The organism is Acaryochloris sp. 'Moss Beach', assembly GCF_021497025.1.
Classification (GTDB): domain Bacteria; phylum Cyanobacteriota; class Cyanobacteriia; order Thermosynechococcales; family Thermosynechococcaceae; genus Acaryochloris; species Acaryochloris marina_A.
Genome location: NZ_CP071717.1, coordinates 3377338 through 3399602, shown reverse-complemented (window position 1 = coordinate 3399602; position 22265 = coordinate 3377338). Strand labels below are relative to the sequence as shown.

The 22265-nt window shown below is 49.0% G+C and carries 15 protein-coding genes; 8 read left to right on the top strand and 7 right to left on the bottom strand.

The window, feature by feature from the left end:
* Positions 1–14: 14 nt before the first annotated feature.
* Positions 15–794 (top strand): HAD-IIB family hydrolase, encoded by a 780-nt coding sequence (locus tag HRE53_RS15965; protein ID WP_235107166.1) that lies wholly within the window; start codon positions 15–17, stop codon positions 792–794.
* Positions 795–1285: 491 nt separating this feature from the next.
* Here the strand turns inward: HRE53_RS15965 and HRE53_RS15960 are convergent, their stop codons facing one another.
* Complete coding sequence (locus tag HRE53_RS15960; RefSeq protein WP_235107165.1) at positions 1286–2743, bottom strand: 2-succinylbenzoate--CoA ligase; 1458 nt, start codon at positions 2741–2743, stop codon at positions 1286–1288.
* Complete coding sequence (locus HRE53_RS15955; RefSeq protein WP_235107164.1) at positions 2736–3659, bottom strand: o-succinylbenzoate synthase; 924 nt, start codon at positions 3657–3659, stop codon at positions 2736–2738. Before HRE53_RS15955 ends, HRE53_RS15960 begins: the two co-directional genes overlap by 8 nt.
* Positions 3660–3806: 147 nt before the next feature.
* Here HRE53_RS15955 and HRE53_RS15950 point away from each other — a divergent pair, with 147 nt between their 5' ends.
* Both HRE53_RS15950 and HRE53_RS15945 read left to right on the top strand, forming a co-directional pair.
* Positions 3807–5645 (top strand): protein kinase domain-containing protein, encoded by a 1839-nt coding sequence (locus tag HRE53_RS15950; protein WP_235107163.1) that lies wholly within the window; start codon positions 3807–3809, stop codon positions 5643–5645.
* 119 nt (positions 5646–5764) lie between these two features.
* Positions 5765–6523, top strand: a complete 759-nt coding sequence (locus tag HRE53_RS15945) for a D-alanyl-D-alanine carboxypeptidase family protein (RefSeq protein WP_235107162.1) — start codon at positions 5765–5767, stop codon at positions 6521–6523.
* A 478-nt stretch (positions 6524–7001) separates the two neighbouring features.
* Here HRE53_RS15945 and HRE53_RS15940 read toward each other — a convergent pair whose 3' ends face one another.
* From HRE53_RS15940 to HRE53_RS15935, 3 genes are all read right to left on the bottom strand, one after another.
* A complete protein-coding gene (locus HRE53_RS15940; protein ID WP_235107161.1) occupies positions 7002–8642 on the bottom strand; it encodes a DUF3352 domain-containing protein in 1641 nt (546 codons plus the stop codon).
* Between the two features lie 685 nt (positions 8643–9327).
* A complete protein-coding gene (locus tag HRE53_RS34415) occupies positions 9328–9462 on the bottom strand; it encodes a hypothetical protein (protein ID WP_255800721.1) in 135 nt (44 codons plus the stop codon).
* Between the two features lie 159 nt (positions 9463–9621).
* Positions 9622–13413, bottom strand: a complete 3792-nt coding sequence (locus HRE53_RS15935; protein WP_235107160.1) for a BRCT domain-containing protein — start codon at positions 13411–13413, stop codon at positions 9622–9624.
* A 273-nt stretch (positions 13414–13686) separates the two neighbouring features.
* On the opposite strand from HRE53_RS15935, the gene HRE53_RS15930 reads away from it, so the two are divergent.
* Positions 13687–15948 carry a response regulator gene (locus tag HRE53_RS15930; RefSeq protein ID WP_235107159.1) on the top strand — a complete coding sequence of 754 codons (2262 nt, stop codon included), beginning with the start codon at positions 13687–13689 and terminating at the stop codon, positions 15946–15948.
* 55 nt (positions 15949–16003) lie between these two features.
* Here HRE53_RS15930 and HRE53_RS34410 read toward each other — a convergent pair whose 3' ends face one another.
* Positions 16004–16654, bottom strand: a complete 651-nt coding sequence (locus HRE53_RS34410; RefSeq protein WP_255801487.1) for a DUF2817 domain-containing protein — start codon at positions 16652–16654, stop codon at positions 16004–16006.
* Positions 16566–17075, bottom strand: a complete 510-nt coding sequence (locus HRE53_RS34405) for a DUF2817 domain-containing protein (protein WP_255800720.1) — start codon at positions 17073–17075, stop codon at positions 16566–16568. Before HRE53_RS34405 ends, HRE53_RS34410 begins: the two co-directional genes overlap by 89 nt.
* A 335-nt stretch (positions 17076–17410) precedes the next feature.
* On the opposite strand from HRE53_RS34405, the gene HRE53_RS15920 reads away from it, so the two are divergent.
* The 4 genes from HRE53_RS15920 to HRE53_RS15905 all read left to right on the top strand — a co-directional run bounded on the left by HRE53_RS15920 (position 17411) and on the right by HRE53_RS15905 (position 22197).
* Positions 17411–18640: a response regulator gene (locus tag HRE53_RS15920; RefSeq protein WP_235107158.1), complete on the top strand. Its 1230-nt coding sequence runs from the start codon at positions 17411–17413 to the stop codon at positions 18638–18640.
* 120 nt (positions 18641–18760) lie between these two features.
* Complete coding sequence (locus HRE53_RS15915) at positions 18761–19126, top strand: response regulator transcription factor (RefSeq protein WP_212664301.1); 366 nt, start codon at positions 18761–18763, stop codon at positions 19124–19126.
* Entirely contained in the window at positions 19127–19693 is a 567-nt protein-coding gene (locus HRE53_RS15910; RefSeq protein WP_212664300.1) for a chemotaxis protein CheW, read from the top strand.
* A gap of 83 nt (positions 19694–19776) precedes the next feature.
* Complete coding sequence (locus HRE53_RS15905) at positions 19777–22197, top strand: methyl-accepting chemotaxis protein (protein ID WP_235107157.1); 2421 nt, start codon at positions 19777–19779, stop codon at positions 22195–22197.
* Positions 22198–22265 lie beyond the last annotated feature (68 nt).

The window sequence follows — 22265 nt, the reverse complement described above, 5'->3', positions numbered from 1 at the left end:
TGCACGAATTGTCCATGAGCCACTCCATCACACCATTTGCAGATCTTCCTGCACAGCAGCTCAATGCCATCAAACTGATTGCAACCGATATGGATGGCACCTTAACTGTAGACGGTAAATTCCCAGCTATCTTTGGTCAAGCATTGTGGGACTTACAAAATAGCGGGTTTGCTGTTGTGATTGTGACGGGTCGATCGGCGGGTTGGGTCAGCGGACTCGCCCATTATTTGCCGATACAAGGTGCGATCGCAGAAAATGGCGGCCTTTTCTTTCACCAACCCGATACCCCCGGGAAAGTACTTTCAGACATTCCTGGCCTCAAAGATCACCGGGCTCACTTAGCCAATACCTTTCGTCTGCTTCAAACTCATTTCCCGCATCTACGGACTACAGCTGACAACGCTTTCAGGATCACAGATTGGACCTTTGATAATCCTGATTTCGATCCGGTCGATTTAGATCAGATGGCGAATCTCTGCGCCACTGAAGGATTTGATTTTACCTATAGTACAGTGCAGTGCCACATCAAACCCCAAGACCAGAACAAGCAAGCAGGGCTACTAACCGTACTCGAGCATCACTTGCCTGAGCAATATGAGTTAGACCAAATCTTGACGATTGGCGATAGCCCCAATGATCAAGATCTCTTTGACCCTCAAGTTTTTCCTCTGTCAGTCGGCGTTGCCAATTTGTCTCACTATCTGGAACAGATTGACCACCATCCCCAAGCGATAACCCAAGCAGCGGAGGGGTTAGGATTTATCGAAATTACTCAACGGCTACTCACACATTAATTCAAGCTTTATTCGAGCATGACAAACACCTCTAAAACGGCTAAAGGGTTTGGCTTATTGCAACCAAACCCTTAATCCTATAGAAACCGAGAATGTATGTTTGCTCAGAGTTGAAAAAATAGATAGAGTGTACAAGAAAAAAACAACTAAAGTGGACATTAACAACAGCAACAGTTCTAAGAGGTAAGTCTTACATATCTTTACTAGATAAGTGTTCTGGTCTTCAGCTTTTTCGTATAGAAAAGGATGGCCACAAATCGTAAGTTCTCAGGAAGAAGGTTGCTCTTCAGAACAGAGGTAGGAGGTACTGACGTGCTCTGGGGTTACTTGTTAACTTTGACTTTTTGTACCTGGGTTTAATCTAACATTAACCCCCAGGACTGACTCAGTTATTTTACTAAAGTTCACTCTTATTTGCGGGGGTTAACAGAGTGAAACATATCAATAAAATTAGATGGGTTAACGCCAGAATTTGCGTCTCCTAACTCCTACTAATGAGCCTGAAGTACTTTTCTAAGCTGGGATTGGTCGATTTTACCTTGAGGATTGCGGGGCAGTCTGGGTAGTACATGCCATTGCTTAGGTTGTTTAAAGGGGCTGAGTTGAGTCTTCAGCAAAACTTGCAATGCGGCTAGGGAAAAGGAGTCTACTGCAGGGACCACGACTGCTGTAATACTTTGACCCCAATCTGGATGGGGTTGGCCAAAAATGGTTGCATCTTTCACCATGCCTGTACCCAGAATTAACCGTTCTATTTCTTCAGGAAAAACATTCTCACCCCCAGAGATAATCTTGCGACTTAAACGACCAACAATATGCAACTCTCTTTGGTCATTGAAATACCCCAAATCATCCGTAAAAAATTTGTGATCAGAGACAAATAGTTGAGGGTAATATCCCTTACAAAGAGAGGTACTTTCAATGACCACCTGTCCAGTTTGATGGGCCAGCACGCCCTGATGTTGCTCATCCTCAATGGCAATCTGAGCGTGGGGCAAAACGTGGCCATTATGTGCCGCACCTAGAAGGAATTGATCTGGATCTAAGGTGGCGACTTGAGCCGCCGTTTCCGTCATTCCATAGGTTAAGGCCAGACGTAAATGATGCTGACGCGCCTCCTGTAGTAAAGCGGGCCATGCAGGACCTCCCCCCACCAGAATGGTGCGAAATCGAGCCAGCCACTGTATGCGAGAGTCGCTCTGTTGCAAAAGTCGTTGGAGTTGGGTGGGAACGAGAGAGAGAAAATACGGATAGGGCTGCTCAGATTGAGAATCCAGAAAAGCTGCAACGTCTGGAGTTAAGGAGAGAGTGGGGGAAAAACAATGGCGAGGGAGGAGGATTAGCTTGCCGTATGAGAGTAGCGATCGCATAAACTGCATCAACCCACTGACGTGATACAGCGGTAGCCAACAGCAGGAATGGATGGCACCCCATTCATCACCAAAAAAATGACGTTGGCAGCCTTCAACCGAAGCGGCTAGAGTAGCCCAAGCATGAATCGCAAATCGAACTTGTCCCGATGAGCCCCCTGTAGGAACCAAAATCCATCCCTTTTCTTCCGGCTTAGCTGGGGTTGGTTCGGGGATATCCAGCTGTGGCAGCTGAGAGGAGTCCCAAATGACATGGGGTTTGACCAAATGCAACACCTGCCGCCATTCAGAGCGTTGCCAATGGGGATTCCCGAGAAACACAGGACAATCACATAAACAAGCCGCCATCAAGCCAGCCAAGAACTCTAGGGGATCAGACTGGACTAACAGGACTCTGGGATATCTATCCCGCTCAATAACGTCTTGTAGCTCCTGTTGCCTTTGCTGAATTCGCTCTAACAAAATCTGATTATTGAGGCCAATAATCCAGTCCTGCCTTTGCCATATCTCTTGGGGAGAACCCAACACGTGAGCATTAGTAGGCTTAACTGAATCCACCGGGAACGATGTATTACTCATCCGGTGACAACCAATGACGAACACCAAATCCAATGGCCCGCTGGGGATTCGAGAGTTCTGCCGCTAATCTTAGACAGGCTTGCCGCCCAACCTCTGATTCAAATACAGAAGAGAACACCGCATCAATGGGATGGGATTGGCAAAACTGGCGCAAGCGATGAGGATAACCACAGATGGCAGGTTTAATGACGAAAATGCCGTTCCAGCCTTGTTGAACACACTGGTGTAGCTGAGATAGCGTTGCCACCGACTCATCTAAGGCCAAGGGGGTTTGAAACTGCTGACTTAAGGACAACATGGCAGAAAATTGCTCAGGGGATAGCGGTTGCTCCAGATATTCAATGGTAATTTGGCCTGCAACTTGATCACACAGGTGTAGCCAACTACAAGCAGACTCATCGGTTAAACCGCCATTGGCATCTAAGCGGAGCAAGGCTTGCTGAGGCAAAGATCCAATCAACTGCTGAAAAATTGCCTGTTCTTGTTCGGGAGCCTCCACCCCAATTTTCCACTTTAGGGTTCGATAGCCCTGCTCCCATAACTTTGAAACTGCAGACAAGGCTTGCCTCCCGGTTGGCAATAGTCCACAGATATTAGGCTGGACAGAGGCTGATACTGAATTTTGAGTTAACGCTTCCCAAGCTGAACCCAATCCAAACTGGCAAGCCGGATAGTGATCTGGAATAGACAATATTTGAGTATCTGTTAACTGGGGTGGCAGTTGCTGGCAATAGTCCTGAGCCTGTTCCCAAGTCTCAGACCCAAACCACGATAGGGGAGCAATTTCACCTTGGCCGATATTGCCAGCATCATCCTCTAAAGTGACGATCAAACCCCGACGAACAGACCACCGACCATAACGCGTTTGTAAGGGCTGCTGGAACGATCGTTGATAGGTTTGATAGGAAAATTGCATAGTCTTGACTTTGATAGCTGATCGACTCGCCTCGGCATTGTTTTAAATCACATGACAGATCGAAGCCGATCACTGCACATTCTAGAGGTAGCCTCTATTGTGGGATGAAGGCTTCCTCATATAATTTCTCGACAGCCAGGTGGATGCATGACGAATTCCGGCACCAATACTCCCAATGTGCAAACCCCTCAAACCCCAACCTTACTCAATAACCGCTACCGGGTCATTAAAGTCCTTGGTGATGGTGGATTTGGCACCACCTTTTTGGCAGAAGACACTCAAATGCCCTCCCGCCGACAATGCGTGATCAAGCAGTTGAAGCCCATTGATAATAATCCTCAGATTTACCAATTGGTGAAGGATCGATTTCAGAGGGAGGCTGCCATCCTAGAGCGTTTAGGAGAAAGCCATGACCAAATTCCGATGCTTTACGCTTTTTTAGAAGAAGCCGGCCAGTTTTACCTGGTGGAAGAGTGGGTGGCGGGTCAAACCCTGACCCAGAAAATGCAGCATGGCCCCCTCAGTGAGGCAGAAGTGCGAGATATCTTGATCAAGCTCTTGCCGGTCATCGACTATATTCACCAACAGCGGATTGTTCATCGAGATATTAAACCCGACAACATTATCTTGCGCCAAAAGGACGGAATACCCAACCTAATCGACTTTGGGGCCGTTAAAGAGACCATGAGCACGGTAGTGAATTCCCAAGGACAAACGAATCGCTCCATTGTGGTGGGAACCCCCGGATATATGCCTATGGAGCAACTGGCAGGACGTCCGGTCTACAGCAGTGATCTATATAGCTTGGGTCTCACAGCCATCTATCTCCTCACCCTTAAAATCCCTCAAGAACTCGAAACCGATCCGCAAACGGGGATGCTTCTTTGGCAGCATTTAGTGCCTAATCTCACCTCAGAATTTTCTGCCACCCTGAGTCAGGCCATTCACCCTCAGCCCAATGAACGGTTTCTCAGTGCGGTAGCCATGATGAATCATTTGGTGCTCCCGGCAACCCATGTGGTGGATGTCGCCCAGGACGCAAGTGCCCAGAATCTAGAGATTCTCGCTAATCAAGCCACCACTCCAGTGGGTGTAGAAGCCACAGATATCGTCTCTCATACCCTCCAACAGCCCTCCATTCCTACCGCCGAAACTCCTGTTTCAGCTTCCTCTGAAGCAGCTGTATCTGAGCCGACTCAAGCCGTTGTTCCGCAACACCCATCCGTACCCCCCACCGTCAACCCAGCTCGATTTCCAGAATGGCAAAAAGCCATCCTTACAGGAAGTGTGATTGGGGTATTTGTATTGGTGAGTGCAGTCCTCTTGCGAGGTCAGGTTTCGGATCTACTGACTCGCAATTCACCTTCACCCCCTGTGGAGACAGACCGTTCTACGTCCGATACAGCCGTGAGTACGTCCTCGTCCAATCCCACCAATGACAGTACAAGCCAGGTGACTCGACCCATCCCACCTCCTCCGGTTGAGATCGCATTACCCCCTAATGCTGATCAAACGAATGCCCGGATTACGGGAGACCCTGGTTCCAAAAATATTCGGTCTGGTCCCGGGACAAACTATGCTCAAACCCATCTGGCTTACCCAGGCGATCGGATCACGATTGTTACGAGCGATCGCGATCAGGGTGGCTTCCTCTGGCATAACGTCTACTTCCCTGAATCCCAGGCACAGGGGTGGATTGCAGCGCAGTTAGTTAAAGCTGATCAAGCCGCGCAACCCTCTCCAAAACCAACGCCCACGCCCACGCCTTCGAACACCAATGCGGCGATAGTAGGAAGCCCGGAAAGTAAAAATATTCGGACAGGGCCGGGGACAAAATTCTCTACTAAACATATGGCTTACCCTGGCGATCGCGTTCGCATTGTCGGTCAACGTAAGGATGGCGGTGGCTACCTCTGGTATGAGGTATTGTTTCCTCAGTCAGGGGTACGGGGCTGGATTGCGGCCCAACTTATTCAACGAGATTAGACCCTAACGCTTCTATTCTCAATTATTGTGGTTACTGTCTATCAATGGGGCAGCAAATAGACTTATGAAAGGGTTTCAAAAATTTTTTCGGCCAGTTCCAGTTTGTGGTGATCAGCATTTTGACCACAGCGGTTATTGTCTGGCTAGCGGCTAGCCTCCAACTGGTCCCTGCTGATCCACCCGTATCACAAGAGCAATCACCGCCACCGCCAGCTCCCCCCCCTGTCGAAGTACCCCAAGCATCGTCCCCTCCGACGAGCAATCCCACATCACCACTGTATGAGAACTTGCCCTCCATCTCTAACGCTCCCCCCCCAGCGAACGCTCCAGCAGCACCGGTCACTTCAGCACCTAACAACTACTATGGTCATCTTCCCTATGCAGAAAATGCAGGTAACCGACTGATTAATGTTGGGGATTTTGTGCGGGGAACGTATCGTCGTAGTGAGTCTTTGGATCAAGAAGCGGCAACAGCCTTTACCAAATTAGTTAATGCTGCTGCTGATGCAAGTCTCACACTTCAGCCGATTTCGGGGTTTCGTTCCGTTAACGACCAAAAAGAATTGTTCGATAAACAAGTACAAAAACTAGGAAGCGAAGAAAAAGCCGCCAAACTCAGCGCCCCTCCTGGATTTAGTGAGCATCACACCGGATATGCAATCGACATTGGCGATCGCAACCAGCCGGAAAAAGATCTCAAGGTGGCCTTTGAAAGCACGACAGCTTATGACTGGTTAACTAACAATGCCAGAAACTATGGATTTGAACTTTCATTTCCTCGTAACAACGCCCAAGGGGTTAATTTTGAGCCTTGGCATTGGCGATATATCGGCACGTCTCGGGCAGCAGTACAGTTTGCTAGTGCCCGTAATCTCTAATCGTTTCTTTAACCGGTTAGGGTAGCTCCCGACAAACTCCCGAAACCGTCAGGAGTAATTCTCCACATGGATATAATGTTGCCCTCACCTCTGAATAGCTAGAGTTGAGTTGATGCTCCAGTGGGAGTGAGAGACACTTATGAGATGCCAGTAGGAAGTGTTGAGGGTATGGGACTGGCATTGGTTCCTCAATTTTGGCTACTCCAACCTGACAGATTTCGTTGCAGGAAGTCGTTCAGGACTTTACCCCAGTTCCGTTGAGAGTTACGGATGCTTATTGATCAATGGCTAGGATGCAATATACGGGATGGTTCTCGTATTACTAAATTGACGTTTGAATACCCGCACCTTCATTAATCTCGACATATCGATATAGGCGATCAAGTAGATGATCAATGCTTTACTGCTCGTCTTTTAGCAACAAAAAAGCTAGTCGAGAATAACCCGACTAGCTCTCATCAAAATCAGACTATGACTCTTATGATTTGGGCTTCAGTGCTAAGAGGACATCGCCTGTATAGGTAGACTTATCCATTTGGGTGCTGGCAACACCAATGCCCCGAATGGATTTGAGAACCGCTTCGACTTCAGGCGTAATCAGACCTTGGCTGGTAATGGCCGGATTAGTCAAAATGACTTTGTTCGCTTCATCCATATTGACGAAGAAGTAACCTGAATTCGATTCGGGTAAGGTTCGCGTGACGGACTTAAATGTCTCGCTCTGATCCAGTGTTTTTTCGGGTTTAGCCATGACCTTGATGATGGGGTCACCAATGGCGAAGAACACTGTTTCCTCATCAATCCAGCCATGGCCGGCTAGGGTTTCTTTAGTCGGCGGAAACTGCCACTGAGTCACATCAACATTGCCAATTTTGCTCTTGTTGACAGGGACATTGCTTTGTTTGACTAGGTCATCCAGTTTGGCAAAGGTTGCCTCAGCTTTGGCGCGATCGCTTGTTTTGAAGATCAAGGTTCCACCAAAGCCCACGGATTGTAAGAGACCTTGATTTCCTGGAATGAGCGCTAGGCCCACTTCTTTATCCATCCAGCCAATAATGTCTTTATCCAAATCAAGCTGGGTGGTTTGACGAATCTGCTGCCGGACTTCATCTAAGCCTTCTTTAAATTCAGGCACGCTCTCTAACTGTTCGAGGGCGTAATTCCACTGGCTGCTCAGGTCTCCTGCATTAGCTGATAACAGGGTATTGGCCGGAAACTGGGAAATAATTTTGCCGGGAACTGGCTTGAATTCCCATTTAAAGGAATCGGGATTGACTTTGGTCACGGCTCGGAACCGAACGCCTTCATTGTCAATGCCCATGCCGACCGACACAGATTTAATTTGATTCAGTTGATCCTTTAGCTGAGGAGGAAGCGGATTACTGGGATTGAACGCTGCCGCCTGCGTAATCAGTTTCCCGTAGTCGGGGATGAAGATTTGAGCAACGGGGTTGTCCATCTTCATGCTTTCTTCCAGGATCTTCCGGGTCTCACCATCAGAGGCCAAGGACGGATCACCTTTCGATGAATCAATGGCTTTTTTGACAACATCTTGATTGTCAGACATGGCTAGGTGATTATCGAGAATCGCCACAAAGCTAGGAGAGCCTGAATTATCAATTTCTAAAATCTTGACGCCTTTATGGTCAGTCTCTTTGACGTCTAGATCTTCCTTGTCTTTCATCTTATTGGCAAAGTTTAAGACTTCTACTTTGTCTTTAATGCCAATGACCATCAACATACTGGGAGTGGGTTGGTCTTCGCTCGCAGGAACCGCTGCAAACATGACGCTGCCTAGCCAAGGCTTGATGTCCTTATCGTAATCCAGCTTATCTTTTGCTAACTCTTTTTTGATGTCAGCAGTCATCGTGTCGAAACCACCGAACACAATATCTTGGGCTTCTGGCGTACCAAAATCTTTCAGCTTATCCCAAGAGTCAGACGTAATATCAACATAGCCTGCCATCCAGGCTTCATCGGGCACAATTTTTGCACTGGCGACTGGACTGGTTCCTTCTTGGGCAGGAATGACTTTCAGGTAAAAATATGCAGCAATTCCCCCAATCGCGACTGCACCCGCGATAATTCCAGGAACAATCAGTTTCCATTTGGTTGCCATTAAATATCTCCTCAAAAAAGAAAATTAGATCGCGTGGGTGAAACAGAAAAAACCGATTATCTGAAGCCGAAAAAAAGATTTGAATCGAACCTTTTGATGATTGATGAAAAGCTCAATTGTAAGCGCATCATGGGTTGTTTAGTCAATGAACGCCAACATGGGTATTTATGGACTAAATTATTGAAGAGGATTCTATGCCTGCGTTTGAAACGCTGGCTGATTCACTGAAACCAAGTTCGCATCTAATATTCCCTGAATTGGGCCACAACTAGCACTTATCAGAAAAAATGGCCGCAAAATTCCTATATTCAAGACGGTTGAGATCGTCTCCTCATTCACCAATTGAGACGCTCACAATGTGCTTAATCTTCGTCTTCGTTAAAACTAGCGATTTTCTCTGATTAATCTACTGGGTAATGTCAAATAATCATTGGCACCATTTCGAATGTTTGCACGATCCTACCCCCACCAGCAGTCCTAGCAGGTGATCCTAAGCAGAGTTCTACAGTGATAGGGATCATTGGCAATCCCACGGCCTGAAATGCTTTTAGAGGTAATCTGCGCTTTATTCAGAAGAAATGCCATAAAAAATACCCTCGCATCTTGTCGAGGGTATGGCACCAGAAGAGGAACTCTAGCCTAACGATGGAACATACGTTGGGCAGAATTAGAGTTGAGAAAAAGCTTAGCGTTTTGCCAACTCTCCATGAACAGGGCGTCCATTCTCTTTTAAAGTTTCGAGCCACGCATCGGCATCATCCAGCTTGTAGCCGGGAAAGCGAATTGTAGTTTGTTGATCTGTGATGGTGCGCACTGTCATGAAAATAACTCCTAAGGGTATCGGCCAGAAAATCCGAATACGATTTTCCCATACCTACTTAGGGTTCAGCAGGTTTGCTAACTCTAGAGAAATGGAATTCTATATTTCTTTGAGGACTGCAAAATTTTGCAACAAAGTGTTCGGAAGCCACTGGATTAATTAGGTAGTGAGATCTAACCCCAACAGTTCCATTAGCTGCTGCTCTGATAATTGCGGAATGCTATATTTCTCAGCCTTTTTCAGCTTGTTGCCAGGGTCTTTACCCACGACGACATAGCTGGTTTTAGAACTGGGGTGGGTATTGATGGTGCCGCCTGCTTCCTGAATGATTGTTTTCACTTGTTCATAACTAAGCTGGGCCAGCTTGCCTGTGATGACAAAACTTTGCCCTGAGAGGGGGAGACCCAGTTGAGATTCAGGTACGACTTCTGGTGACGCCGATGCAGAATCGGCTGGGGCAGACGACTGAAATTGCTGTTCTAACTGTTGCTTCTCTTGGGTGAGGGTATCAACTTGTTGCTCAAAATGAGAGACGACGTCCCTGGCCATTCTCATCGCTTTTTCCAGCTCTGCCTTGTCTTTCTTCAGGGTTTTGACTTGGGTTTCCAGGGTGGTGATATGTTGGTCCGCCTCTTTCATTGCTGCCATCATCTGTTCAGGTAAGGCATCACCCAAGTCGGGCAGCTCTGCAGCCTGTTGTTCTAAGGTTTGGATTTGCTGCTGTAGAGTCGTGATTTCGGCAGTCGCAGTGTCGTAGTTTTGCTGCAGCTGATCGCGTGCTGCCTTCAGCTCCTGCTGTTCTCGGTTCACGGATGATGTCGAAGATTGCAGATCTACTATCTGCTGTTCCAAGGTTTGGAGTTGCGATCGCAACTCTCGTTTCTCCCCTTCAGTTTGCGATAGCTCTGCCTGCAACTCTCGTTTCTCCCCTTCAGTTTGCGATAGCTCTGCCTGCAACTCTCGTTTCTCCCCTTCAGTTTGCGATAGCTCTGCCTGCAACTCCCGTTTCTCCCCTTCGGTTTGTGATAGCTCTGCCCGCAGGTCCTGCTGAGCCTGAGTTAATTGGTCTACTTCTGCCGTCAAGGTTGTAGCCTGTTGCAGATCGGCTTCGAGTCGAGCGTTGGCTTGGGTCAGGGTTTGAATGGTGGTGTCTGCTGTTTGTTGGGATTGGGAGATGCGATCGCATTCTGCTTGCACTTCAGCTAACTCTGCGTCCAAAGCTGAGGTATCAGCGGCTTGGCCTAAAGAAACTTGCAGATCCTGATTTTGCTTGGTTAATACTATTAGCTGTTGTTCTAGTCGGACCTGTTCAGCTTCGGCAACCTGTAATGCTTCTTGCAAAGGCAGTGGGGCGGCTTCAGCAGTTTGCAAAGCCGCAGTTAATTGCATCTTCTCTGCTTGCACCTCCGCTAACTCCGCATCCAAAACTGACGTATCAGAGGCCTGCTCCAAAGAGACTTGCAAATCCTGATTTTGCTGGGTCAAGGTTGTGAGCTGTTGCTCTAGTTGGGCCTGTTCAGCTTGAGCAACCTGTAAGGCTTCCTGCAATGGAATCGGGGCGGCTTCAGCTGCTGTGAGGGCAGACGTTAATTGAATTTTCTCCGCTTCCAGGGTCTGCACCTGTTGTCCGAGGGTGATGACCTGTTGTTGCTGGTCCTGTAAGTCTTGTTGGGTTTGGTTCTGTCCTTGATTAAGCGTATTAAGCTGTCGCTCCAGCTGTTGGGCTTGAGCCTCAGCACTTTGTAATGCCGACTCTAGGGTTTGTCGCTGTTGTTCTAAATCCGTAATCTGCTGTTGCAAAGGCGGGAGATGGTCTTGATATTCCGCAACCTGCTGATTGAGAACCTCCCGTTCTTGTTGCAGGGTGTGCAGCTGGGATTCTAGGGTGGCGATAGTTGTGGACTGGCCCTTAGTGACCTCATCTTGTTCAGTCTCTAGGCTTTGTTGTTGCTGCTCTAGAGTCTGTAGTTGCTGCCTCAGGGTCGCCAATGCCGTTTGTGATTCTGTCAGTTCTGCAGATAGGGTTTGGTTGGTTTGAGTCAGGGCTTCAATATCTGTGTGAGTGGGTTGAGCCTCTTGGGTTGTTTCCAGATCCAAAATTTGCTGGCGCAGGTGGGTCACCAGATCTTGAGCCTCGGCCAGCTCGATGGTGAGCTGTTGCTGATTGGTGGTGAGTTCGGTGATCAAGCTGGAATCTGCCGTTTGGGTCTGCTCCAGACTGGCCTCCAACTCCTGCTGCTGTCGGGTTAAGGATTCAATCTGTTGCTGTAACTCAGTCATGTCGGATTGAGTCCCTTGCAGCGTAGCGGTGAGGGTCTCTTTTTCTTGGACTAGGTCTTGCAACTGTTGCTGTTGTTGTTGGTCCCTAGATTGAGCTGATTGCAGGGCCTGTTCTAGTTCTTGTAGGGCTTGAGGTTGCTCAGATGGAACGGAGGCGGCCTGGTTGAGCAGATCTTGATTGTTTTGGGTCAGGGCCTCTAGGTTTTGCTGAAGGGTCTTGATTTGGGCATGGGCATCTTGGAGATCTACGGCCAATTCAGTGTTGAAGTCTGTGTCTTGGGTTTCTAAGGCAGACAAGGAGGTCTGGGCCGTTTCATAATCTTCTGCCAACTGCCGTTGCAGATCTTTGGCCGTGGTCAGTCGGCTGGTTAAAGCATCAATTTCTTGCTTTTGCTCTGCAACCAGGGACTCCAGAGTTTGCTTTTCTTGGCGAAGGTTCGGGAGAGTCGTTTGAGCATGATGCAGCCCTTCTAGCTCGGCCGTGAGCTGAGCATGAGCTTGCTCCAGATTCTGATGAGTTTGAGTGAGAGCAGAGAGCTGCTGGACCGTTTCAGTTTGGGTGGTGGCTAACTGGGCATTGGTGACCGTTAAGGTCTCTAGGTGCTGGGTCAGACTGTCCTTCTCCAGATGGGCAGCGGCTCGATCCTCATCTAAGCTCTGGTTTTGGGTCGTGAGAGCCACGATTTGATCCTGAAGCCCTGCCACTTCCGTCGCTAAGTTCTGACGCTGAAGATCCCGTTGGGTCTGCAGTTCCAGTTGGCTTTCTAATGTCTCTTGCGTCGCGGTCAAGATGGCAACCTGCTGTTCAAGGGTTTGAATCGTTGCCTGGGCTTGCGTCGCCTGAGACTGGTCTTGCTGTTGCGTCTGGGTCAGGTTGCTGAGCTGCTGTTCGAGGGCTTGAATCGTTGCCTGGGCTTGCATCACCTGAGATTGGTCTTGCTGCCGCGCCTGGGTTAGTTTGCTGAGCTGCTGTTCGAGGGTTTGAATCGTTGCTTGGGCTTGCGTTGCCTGAGATTGGTCTTGTTGCTGCGCCTGGGTCAGTTTTTTGAGCTGCTGTTCCAGTTGGGCATTGGCTTGGGTTAAGGAATTGGCAGTCTGCTCTGCTGCCGTCACCTTAGCCTGTAATGGCTGTTGCGATTGAGTCAGGGTATCGACTTGGAGCTGTAAGCCCCGCATTTTGGATTGGGTTTGGCGAAGATCAACCTCGGCTTGGGTTTTAGCTGCGGCGAGGGATTCCAGCTCTGTACTAATGGCCCTGCGCTGATCCAATTCAGCTTGAAGCTGTTGGCATTGAGCCTTTTGAGTGTCGAGTTCGGTTTGTAAGGCAGTCTGTTGGGCCTGTTTCTCGTCTGTCCAAGCCTGTTGCTGCTGTTGCTGCTGGCTGAACCGCTGCTCTAACTCAGCAACGCTCTGTTCCTGAGACTCCACTACCTTTTTAGCCTGATCGAGGGCCGTGGTTAACGTCTCGTTATCTGTGGCAAGGGTTTGTAGCTTTGCCTGCAAACGGGTTTGGTCATCGGCAATAGACCGTTGTTGTTCCTCAGATGCAGATGAGATCTGCATCTGCCGCTGACGTTGCCGCAGCGTATCGACCGTAGCGGTCCCCAACAGGAGCGCACCTACACTTTCTAAAACCAAACGAAGATCGAGAACACTGAGCAATTCAGGCATGGAAGTAACTATGACTTTGGGGATGACAATAAGGAAACCAGTTCCTTCTCTTTATCCTGACGTTCTCTGCAGAGAAATGCTAGGGCCTGGGCTACAAAAGATCAGAGTTTTACATTGATCGAAGAAAGCATCCCCTCGGTCTCAGATATTTTGATCAGTAAAGAATAGTCGTCCGTTGATTGCTCAAACCAGATGGGCATTCTACGGACACTAGCACGCTGCTCAGATGAGATATCGTGCTGACGATGGTGCATTATTCCACAGGGTACTTGTGTGTTTAAGCTACTTCGCTACTACTCCGTCACCAGTTTCATCGCTTTTGTGGTGGCCATTCTGGCACTGAATCAATACACCCGAGATCGCGCTATCCAAAGCCTCGTGAAGGTTAGTGAAACCAAGAATATTGCCCTAACCCAGTCTTTTGCCAATACCTTATGGAAGACCTATGGGCCTTTTTTAGGCAATACCCAGTCTTTGAGTACAAAAGAGCTGAAATCCCATCCCCAAACTTTAAAGCTGACGGAAGAGATCGAGACCTGGGCCCAGGCATTACCCATCTTGAAAATTAAGGTCTTTGATACAGAGGGCCGCACTGTTTTTTCCACTAGTACGAAGCAAATTGGCCAAGATAAACGTCAATCCAAAGGGTTTCAGATTGCGATTAAGGGCCAAGCCCGCTCTTTGCTCAACCATCGAGATACGTTTACGGGCATGCAGGGTCGAGTGAGCGATCGCAACCTCCTCTCCAGCTATCTTCCCCTGCGTCCATCTGGGCCGAAGGGCAAGATCGAAGGGGTATTTGAGCTATATACCGATGTCACGCCTTTAATGGCTCAGGTGGAAACGACCCAGCGGAATATTTTGTGGGGTACCAGTGGGGTATTGGCTATCCTGTACGGCGTATTGTTTGCCATTGTGTATCGAGGCGATCGCATTATCCAAGAAAAGCATGCCGCAGCCACCGCAGCCGCCCGTGCAAAAGATGATTTTCTGGCCATGATGAGTCACGAAATTCGCACTCCCATGAATGGGGTGATTGGGATGACGGGATTGCTGCTAGATACAACGTTAACCACCCAACAGCAGGAGTTTACGGAAACCATCCGCAAAAGTGGGGATAGCCTCCTCACGCTGATCAATGACATTCTGGATTTCTCCAAAATTGAAGCAGGCAAACTGGACTTAGAAAACCAGGCTTTTAATCTCCGCGTCTGTGTCGAGGATGCATTGGAGCTAGTGGCCTCACGGGTGGGTCCTAAAAAGATTGAGTTGGCAGGGGTGATTCAGCCCGATGTGCCCCAAGCCATTTTGGGAGATGTGACCCGCCTACGTCAGATTCTGGTTAACCTCCTGGGCAATGCCATCAAGTTCACCTCATCGGGGGAAGTGGTGGTCACCGTTACAGCCCAATCCGTTGCGGCAGATCCACCCAAATATGAGCTGTGTTTTGCCGTCCGGGATACGGGCATGGGTATTCCCCTAGAACGCCAAGACCGCCTGTTTAAATCCTTTAGTCAGGTGGATTCTTCTACGACTCGCGAATTTGGAGGGACCGGACTGGGACTAGCCATCTGTAAGCGGTTAAGCGAACTTATGGGGGGACGAATTTGGGTCGAAAGTGAGAAAGGTCAAGGGTCTACCTTTGCCTTTACCATTCAGGCCGCCGAAACAGAAGACACAACGGAGTTGATCCAAACCTTACCCACGGCCACCTTAATCGATAAACGGGTGCTGATTGTGGATGACAATGATACGAATCGGCGGGTTCTCACCCTCCAAACAGAAGCCTGGAAAATGCGGCCCCAAGTGGCAGCCTCTGGATACGAAGCGTTAGGGCTACTGGAACATGCAGGTCCCTTTGATCTGGCCATTTTGGATATGCAAATGCCCGAAATGGATGGTCTGACCTTGGCTCAGAAAATCCGCAGTCATGATCGAGGAAAAGACTTTCCCTTAGTGATGTTAACGTCGATTGGTCAGTCGCCGAATTTAGCCAGCCACAAGGCACTATTTTCAGCTTGGCTCAACAAGCCTGTGAAGCAATCCCAGCTCTATAATGCCCTGGTAAAATCTTTGACCGGCAACGAGGTCCAACCGCAAAAATCCACAACACCACAGCTAGATACCGAGATGGCGGTTCGACATCCCTTGAGGCTTTTGCTAGCGGAAGATAACCCTGTCAATCAGAAACTGGCGGTCTTGATTTTAGGCAAAATGGGATATCGCCCTGATGTAGTAGGAAACGGATTGGAGGTGTTGCAGGCCCTGAAACGCCAGCCCTATGACGCCATTCTGATGGATGTGCATATGCCTGAGATGGATGGCTTAGAAGCGACTGCTCATATTTGCCAGTCTGGGGCGCCAACAGAGCGACCTCGAATTATTGCCATGACCGCCAATGCCATGCAGGGCGATCGCGAAACATGTTTGCAGGCTGGCATGGATGACTATGTCACCAAACCCATTAATATCAAGGAATTGATCGCTGCCTTAGAAAAATGTGAACCCCAGCCGATGGCCGAAACCTCCGTATAATTGCGCCCACTTCAATACATCACACCTATAAAAACTAGATTTAATAGGTGTGATGTCATCCATCTATCCCTGTAAGCGCTTGGTGAATAATGGCAACGCCCGCAGCAACAACGGCTTGACGCCATTCAGTATTCGCAGGTGCATTAGCTTCTAGCAGCAAAGACTTGGCCCATGTATAGGTGGGAGAACCCGGCTCATCCCACCCATGGGCCTGATTCTCAGCCCGAATCGCCTTGAGAACCGGAAGCATGGGATAGGTACCAAACTCCACCGTGGCAAATCGGTAGTCACGGTCTGCCATCAACGCCTGACACCAGGGACCGATATCCCCTTGGCAAACATAGGCAGCCCCTTGTTGTCCCAGGATTTGCAGTTCTGCAGCCGTAAAGGTCTGTTGAAACCAGGGCAGATCGTTCTGGTAGGCTTGGGGCTTGACTAAAAATGTAGGAGTCGCCCAGCGTCCTAGACCCGTATGTAGGTCTAGATGGATGATGCGCTGGGATTGGCCCAACCAGATGGGGAGTTGAGCCACCAAAATTTGCTGGGTCTGGCCAGGGGCTTGACCGCCAAAAAAGATGCCCTGGGGAAAGTCATACTGGCCGACGGGCAGGGTTTTCTTAAGGGATGAAACGCCATATCGCAGCGCGTAACCCAGCAGCTTGAGAGTATAAGGATCTCGTGGGGTCGGGGGTTGACGGGGGTTCAGAAAAGAATCCAGTTGACCATAGGCCGCTGGGCTGCCAGAAAAAAGATTGTCCGGGTAGTAAAAAATTGCGATTGAGATCAATATTGTCTTCGTTGCAGCGACGATTCCACGCAAATCCATAGGGATTGAGGGCATGAATCAACAGCACCGCCATCCCTTTCGGCAAGGTGAGCTGGGGCAGCAAATCGGTCAAGGTTGCCATCTGAATTGCCGATCCGCAATAGCCTTCCACTCCATGTAAACCACTGGAGAGAATCAGGGTGGTGTGGGGAGATTTAGACCCATACCGAGCAATATCAATACTCAAGGATCGGCCTTGAGGACCGAGGGCTTTGATGGGATGAGTTTCGAGAACACAGTTTAGGGATTGGGCCGCTTGGCGAAAGCGATCGCGTGCTTGCCAGTAGTCAGAAGAAAACACAGACGTTGATTGGCCAAGAGAGAACGGGTCAAAATTGATCTGCTGTGAGTTTAGCGGATCCAGACGATTGCAACCCTCAACATTTCTTTTAGTTGCTGAATCCTCAGAAAAATGAATTGGGATCAGACGATGAACGCTGCAAATATCCGCAGAATCACGGATCTAAGTCCCAGAAAAGATTGGGTAAACTAATGTAGATTGTTTTTTGTTGAAAAATATTTATTTTTGTAACAAAATTATAAAAAAATAGCTGTAGAATATTAATTGTTTGACAGTCAATATTTCTCATATTTCAGACATAAAAATAGATCTATCTCTTCCCTTCAAAAAAGCTTATGGAAACCACAAAGTTTGATCCGTATCAGCTGCTTACTGAGTTATCAAGCTCTCAAGCTAGTGGTGTTCTCAAAGCCAGTAATGGTAAATCTATTTGGCATATTTACTTGAAGGAAGGTGAGCTGCAGTATGTAGATTGCTCCGTCCAAACCCTTGCCCAACTGAGCTACTTTCTGTGCCGCCAAGGATTAGAGCCCGCCTTTAATGCCCTCAAAGAGATGCCTCCTCAGCAGAAGATAGATGGGGACAGTACAGCAATCAAAGCTCAAGGACTGATTCAGCGTTCAATGTTGTGGCTGCAAGAGCAACAGATGTTGAATGAGATCCAAGCTCGACAGATTATTGAAGATATTACCCAAGACGCCCTAGAAACCTTTTTATGGCTCAGGCAAGCCAAAGCGGTTTGGGAGAATGGCGTCACGTCTCCAGAGTGGGTGACCCAGGTCTTAGGGGCAACCCCACTGATGGAATTGGTCGATACAGTCCGGTTCCTCAAGCATCGAATGAAGAGCTGGCAAAGTTGCTGTAAGGATATTTGTTCTCCCTATCAACGCCCTTATCTTTTAGATTTCCAACACATTAGCAAGCCCGTTGCGGGTGGCAAGCTATCCCCAGAAGCCCTGACCAAACTCGCTCAGTTGATGAGTCGAGGGTTTAGTATCCGTCAGCTATCCGTTTTGTTGAAACAGGACGAGCTACATATCGCCCAACTCTTTGGTCCTTATGTGGAGCAACAGGTGATTTTTCTGCGGAATCCACAACCGCCTTTTGACCAATTACCTCGGGTTCCGGCTATTCCCAAAATACCCTCGGTCGCCCAAGCGGCTCAAGCCGCCCAGGACGCGAATAGAACCTTCAAAATTGTTTGCATTGATGATAGTCCCACGATCTTGAGTGAGATTGAGCGATGTTTGGGGAACACTCGTTACGAGGTCACAACGGTAGACGATCCAATCCAGGCATCCTCTGTGATCTTCCGGATTAAGCCCGATCTCATTTTGTTAGACATCACCATGCCCAAGATCAATGGCTATCGCCTATGCAGCTTGCTGAGAAGCAGTGCTGTGTTTGATGAGACTCCGATCATTATGGTGACGGGCAATACCGGACTGATTGACAAGGCTCGGGCCAAATTAGCAGGTGCCACAGATTACTTCACCAAACCTTTTACCCAGAAAGGGCTAATGGACATGGTAGAGAAGTATCTGACTCAATTTACGCCAGCTTAGCGGTCTCGGCACTGCCCCATGTTGCGGGTTTAGGTAGCCTATTCCTCCTGTACCGAATGGATTCCAGTTTCTCCAGATTACTTTCTCGTTTACGCTTACCTAGCCATTCAAGGACACACCATGAGCAGCAAAATCTTAGTCGTTGATGACCTGCAATCTGAACTCGACTTAATCTGTCAATACCTCACAGAAGAAGGTTATACCATCGTCACGGCCACGAATGGCGCAGAAGCCTTAGAGAAGGTCAACCAGAACAAGCCAGATGCTATTGTCACCGACTGGATGATGCCAGAGATGGGAGGCTTGGACCTGGCCCGTAAGCTGCGCAAGAATCCTGAAACCGCTGATATCCCAGTCGTAGCCTGTACTGCTAAAGATCGGGATGTGGACCGGATGTGGGCAGCCAAGCAGGGCATTGAAGCCTATGTCACCAAACCCTGCACCAAGCAAGAACTGGTAAGTGCCCTGAGAGCGGCCATGAAATAAATGACGACTCAAAAACCCACTGCTTCGACAACATCTCTAGCGAGACTGCAAGAGCTTCTACCCCAGCTATTTCAGGCTACCCAACTATCGGGACAACCCTATTTACGGTTTTTATTGACTAAGGGCATGGGTGCCTTACTCTCGATGGAGCATGTTCATGAATCCCTGATTGTGGCAGCAGAACAGATTACGGCTATGCCGAATATGGCCAGACCCGTCCTAGGTCTAATCAATTCCCGGGAGCAGGTGTTCTGTGTGGTCAACCTGCCTCAGATATTGGGCTATCCAGATGTGACGGGCACTCAACGGCAATACCGTGTGATTGTGGTGCGGGTGCCTCGCTCTGAGTATCAGGCGGCGGGGGATGGTGATGCCCTGTTGGGGTTAGCGGTTCCCCAAATTCAAGGGGTCACCCGTCTAAGTGAAGAACAATTACAAACGGATCCCACCTTTTGTCCGGCAAACCTAGCTCCCTACATTACAGGTGCTTGCCAACAGGGAGATCAGCTCATGTATATCTTTTATCCTCCAGCCTTAGCAAAATCGCCGGCATTGTACTCGGCATAGTGTGAGCCGCGTTTGATGTTTAATCTGTCAACCTCGTGCTGGCAGTTGAGAGTACTTATTCTTTTACCGATTTAACCAGGACCATGACTACCCAAAAGGACACTTCCCCTGCTGACGCTTCTACCAACGGCAACAGCATAGAAGACCAACTGAATGGTACTAACGAGGCCACTTCTGTTGAGATGGAAACAGCTAAGCCCGCAGCAACCCTACGCCAACGATTGTTGACCACAGTTCTGCCCGTTGCCTTGGTGCCCCTGGCGGTCGCTAGTGCGATTGGTTACACCCGAACAGAGGCAGAATTGAAAGCAAAAGCGTTGCTGCAGTTAGAGGAAGTCAGTCTCCTGACCAGTGAGGCCAGCACCCTCTTCTTGCTAGACACCCTGAAGTTCCCGGATCTGATCGGTAGTGACCCCTTGTTGCTAGAGGCGGTCAAGGCTGGAGCCCAACAGGCGGAAACCCAGGGACTGACTCAAAAGCCGATTGAGGCAGTCGAAGCTCAGTTTGCTAGCACCAAGCTGCTAAAGCCCAATGCCAAACTGAATGCATACCTGCAGCGGGTCGTTAAGAACGTTGACCTGGCCGAAGTCTTTGTGACAGATAAAAATGGCTTTAATGTTGCCTATAGTGCTCCCACCTCTGACTTTGTTCAGAACGATGAAAACTGGTGGCAGCAGGCCAAAGAAAAGGGGCAATTTATTGAAGAGCCTGAATTTGACGACTCTTCTCAGACCTTTGTGCTTGCCCTGTCCAAGCAGATTACGGATGACTCAGGCAATTTTATTGGGGTGACCAAAATTGGCCTCCCCACAAAGGCACTGGATGAGGCTATTAGTACACTGATTACTCCCAACCTAACGGAGTCTGAGATTGTGCAGCTGGTTGACCCGAAGCTGGAAACCAGGCCAGTGGTGAATACCATCACCAAAACGGGTAGTGATACGACCAACCAAGAGGTGACCGGAGGCGAGGACGTTCTAGCTACCGCCAAGCTGATCGAAGATTACTTGGCAGCTGAGTCGGGTGATCTGAATGCCACTAAAGCTCAGATTGAGAATATTCCTGGGATTAAAGAGGTAGAAATCAAAGAAAAAGATGCGGGTAAATTTAAGCTACTAACTGCTTCCTTTACTTACAAAGACCGATTCTTTACCCTATCGATTGTTCCGTTCACGAAACTGGTTGCGATCGCATCCGTTGAAACCGCTGAAGAAGCGGCAGCAGCCCGAGAGCAGTTAATCGTATTTGCCTTAACGGGCTTACTCATGGCGGGTATTGTCACCGCCTTGATCTACTGGCTCTCCACTAGCTTGTCCAATCCTCTAACTAAGCTAACGGGCACCGCCGACGAAGCGGCAGAAGGAAACTTAAATGTCCGAGCTGATATTGAAGGAACCCGCGAAACCCGAATCCTAGCCCGGACCTTCAACAACCTAGTGTCCGAGGTCCAGACCCTCTTAACCAAAACGGAACAAGCCGCTCAAGAACAAAAAGAATCCCGCGACAAACTAGAAATGGAAATCTACCAGCTCCTCGACGAAGTGGGAGAAGCGGTAGATGGCGACTTAACCGTACGCGCCAGCTTAAACTCGATGGAAATGAGTACCGTTGCTGACTTGTTCAACGCCATTATCGACAACCTCAACGAGATTGCGGGTCAGGTAAAAGAGTCCTCTGTACAGGTGAGTTCCTCCCTCGGTGCAAACGGAACCGAGATTCAGACCCTAGCGGAGCAAGCCGTCCAAGAAACTGAGCAAGCCCGAACCACCCTCGATTCGATTGAGAAAATGTCCGTCTCCATTGAGGATGTAGCCAGCAACGCCGGTCGAGCCGCTGTGATTTCCGATGAAGCCTACACGACGGTCCAAGAAGGCAGTAATGCCATGGATCAGACAGTAGACAGTATCCTCGGCCTGCGAAATACGGTCGGTGAGACCTCCAAGAAAATTAAGCGACTGGGTGAATCCTCCCAAAAGATTTCTCAGGTGGTGTCCTTGATTGAAGAAATCGCTCTCAAAACCAACCTACTCGCCATTAACGCCAGTGTTGAGGCCAGTCGTGCCGGTGAACAGGGTCAAGGTTTCACCGTGGTTGCAGAACAGGTGGGTGCCCTAGCGGAACAGTCCACTGCGGCGACGAAAGAAATCGCTCAAATTGTGGCTGGAATTCAAGCCGAGACCAAGGAAGTGACGGAGGCGATGGAAGTAGGGACCACCCAGGTGGTGGATAGTACTCGCCTGGTGGAAACGACCAAAGAGAAGCTGACCCAAGTACTGACTCGGTCCCAAGAGATCAACGACCTCATGCGGTCCATTTCTGACGCAACTGAGACCCAGACTGAAACCTCAAAAGCAGTGACCACTTTGATGTCTCAGATGGCGGAATTGTCCGAACAGCGGTCAGAATCTTCTAACAAAATGGCCCAGTCCATGCAAGACACGGCTGCCGTTGCCCAGAAGCTGGAAGCCGCTGTGGCCCAGTTTAAAGTCGAAGAATCTAGCTAACAGGTCTAGGATCGTGCTTCTATCGATCCCCCTGACTTGAGATTAGTAGCCGGATGAACCCCATCGAT

Excerpts from the sequence above, each read along its gene's own strand:
- HRE53_RS15965 (WP_235107166.1), top strand. The coding sequence starts at position 15 with ATGAGCCACTCCATCACACCATTTGCAGATCTTCCTGCACAGCAGCTC.
- HRE53_RS15960 (WP_235107165.1), bottom strand. The coding sequence starts at position 2,743 with ATGAGTAATACATCGTTCCCGGTGGATTCAGTTAAGCCTACTAATGCT.
- HRE53_RS15955 (WP_235107164.1), bottom strand. The coding sequence starts at position 3,659 with ATGCAATTTTCCTATCAAACCTATCAACGATCGTTCCAGCAGCCCTTA.
- HRE53_RS15950 (WP_235107163.1), top strand. The coding sequence starts at position 3,807 with ATGACGAATTCCGGCACCAATACTCCCAATGTGCAAACCCCTCAAACC.
- HRE53_RS15940 (WP_235107161.1), bottom strand. The coding sequence starts at position 8,642 with ATGGCAACCAAATGGAAACTGATTGTTCCTGGAATTATCGCGGGTGCA.
- HRE53_RS34415 (WP_255800721.1), bottom strand. The coding sequence starts at position 9,462 with ATGACAGTGCGCACCATCACAGATCAACAAACTACAATTCGCTTTCCC.
- HRE53_RS15935 (WP_235107160.1), bottom strand. The coding sequence starts at position 13,413 with ATGCCTGAATTGCTCAGTGTTCTCGATCTTCGTTTGGTTTTAGAAAGT.
- HRE53_RS15920 (WP_235107158.1), top strand. The coding sequence starts at position 17,411 with ATGGAAACCACAAAGTTTGATCCGTATCAGCTGCTTACTGAGTTATCA.
- HRE53_RS15915 (WP_212664301.1), top strand. The coding sequence starts at position 18,761 with ATGAGCAGCAAAATCTTAGTCGTTGATGACCTGCAATCTGAACTCGAC.
- HRE53_RS15910 (WP_212664300.1), top strand. The coding sequence starts at position 19,127 with ATGACGACTCAAAAACCCACTGCTTCGACAACATCTCTAGCGAGACTG.
- HRE53_RS15905 (WP_235107157.1), top strand. The coding sequence starts at position 19,777 with ATGACTACCCAAAAGGACACTTCCCCTGCTGACGCTTCTACCAACGGC.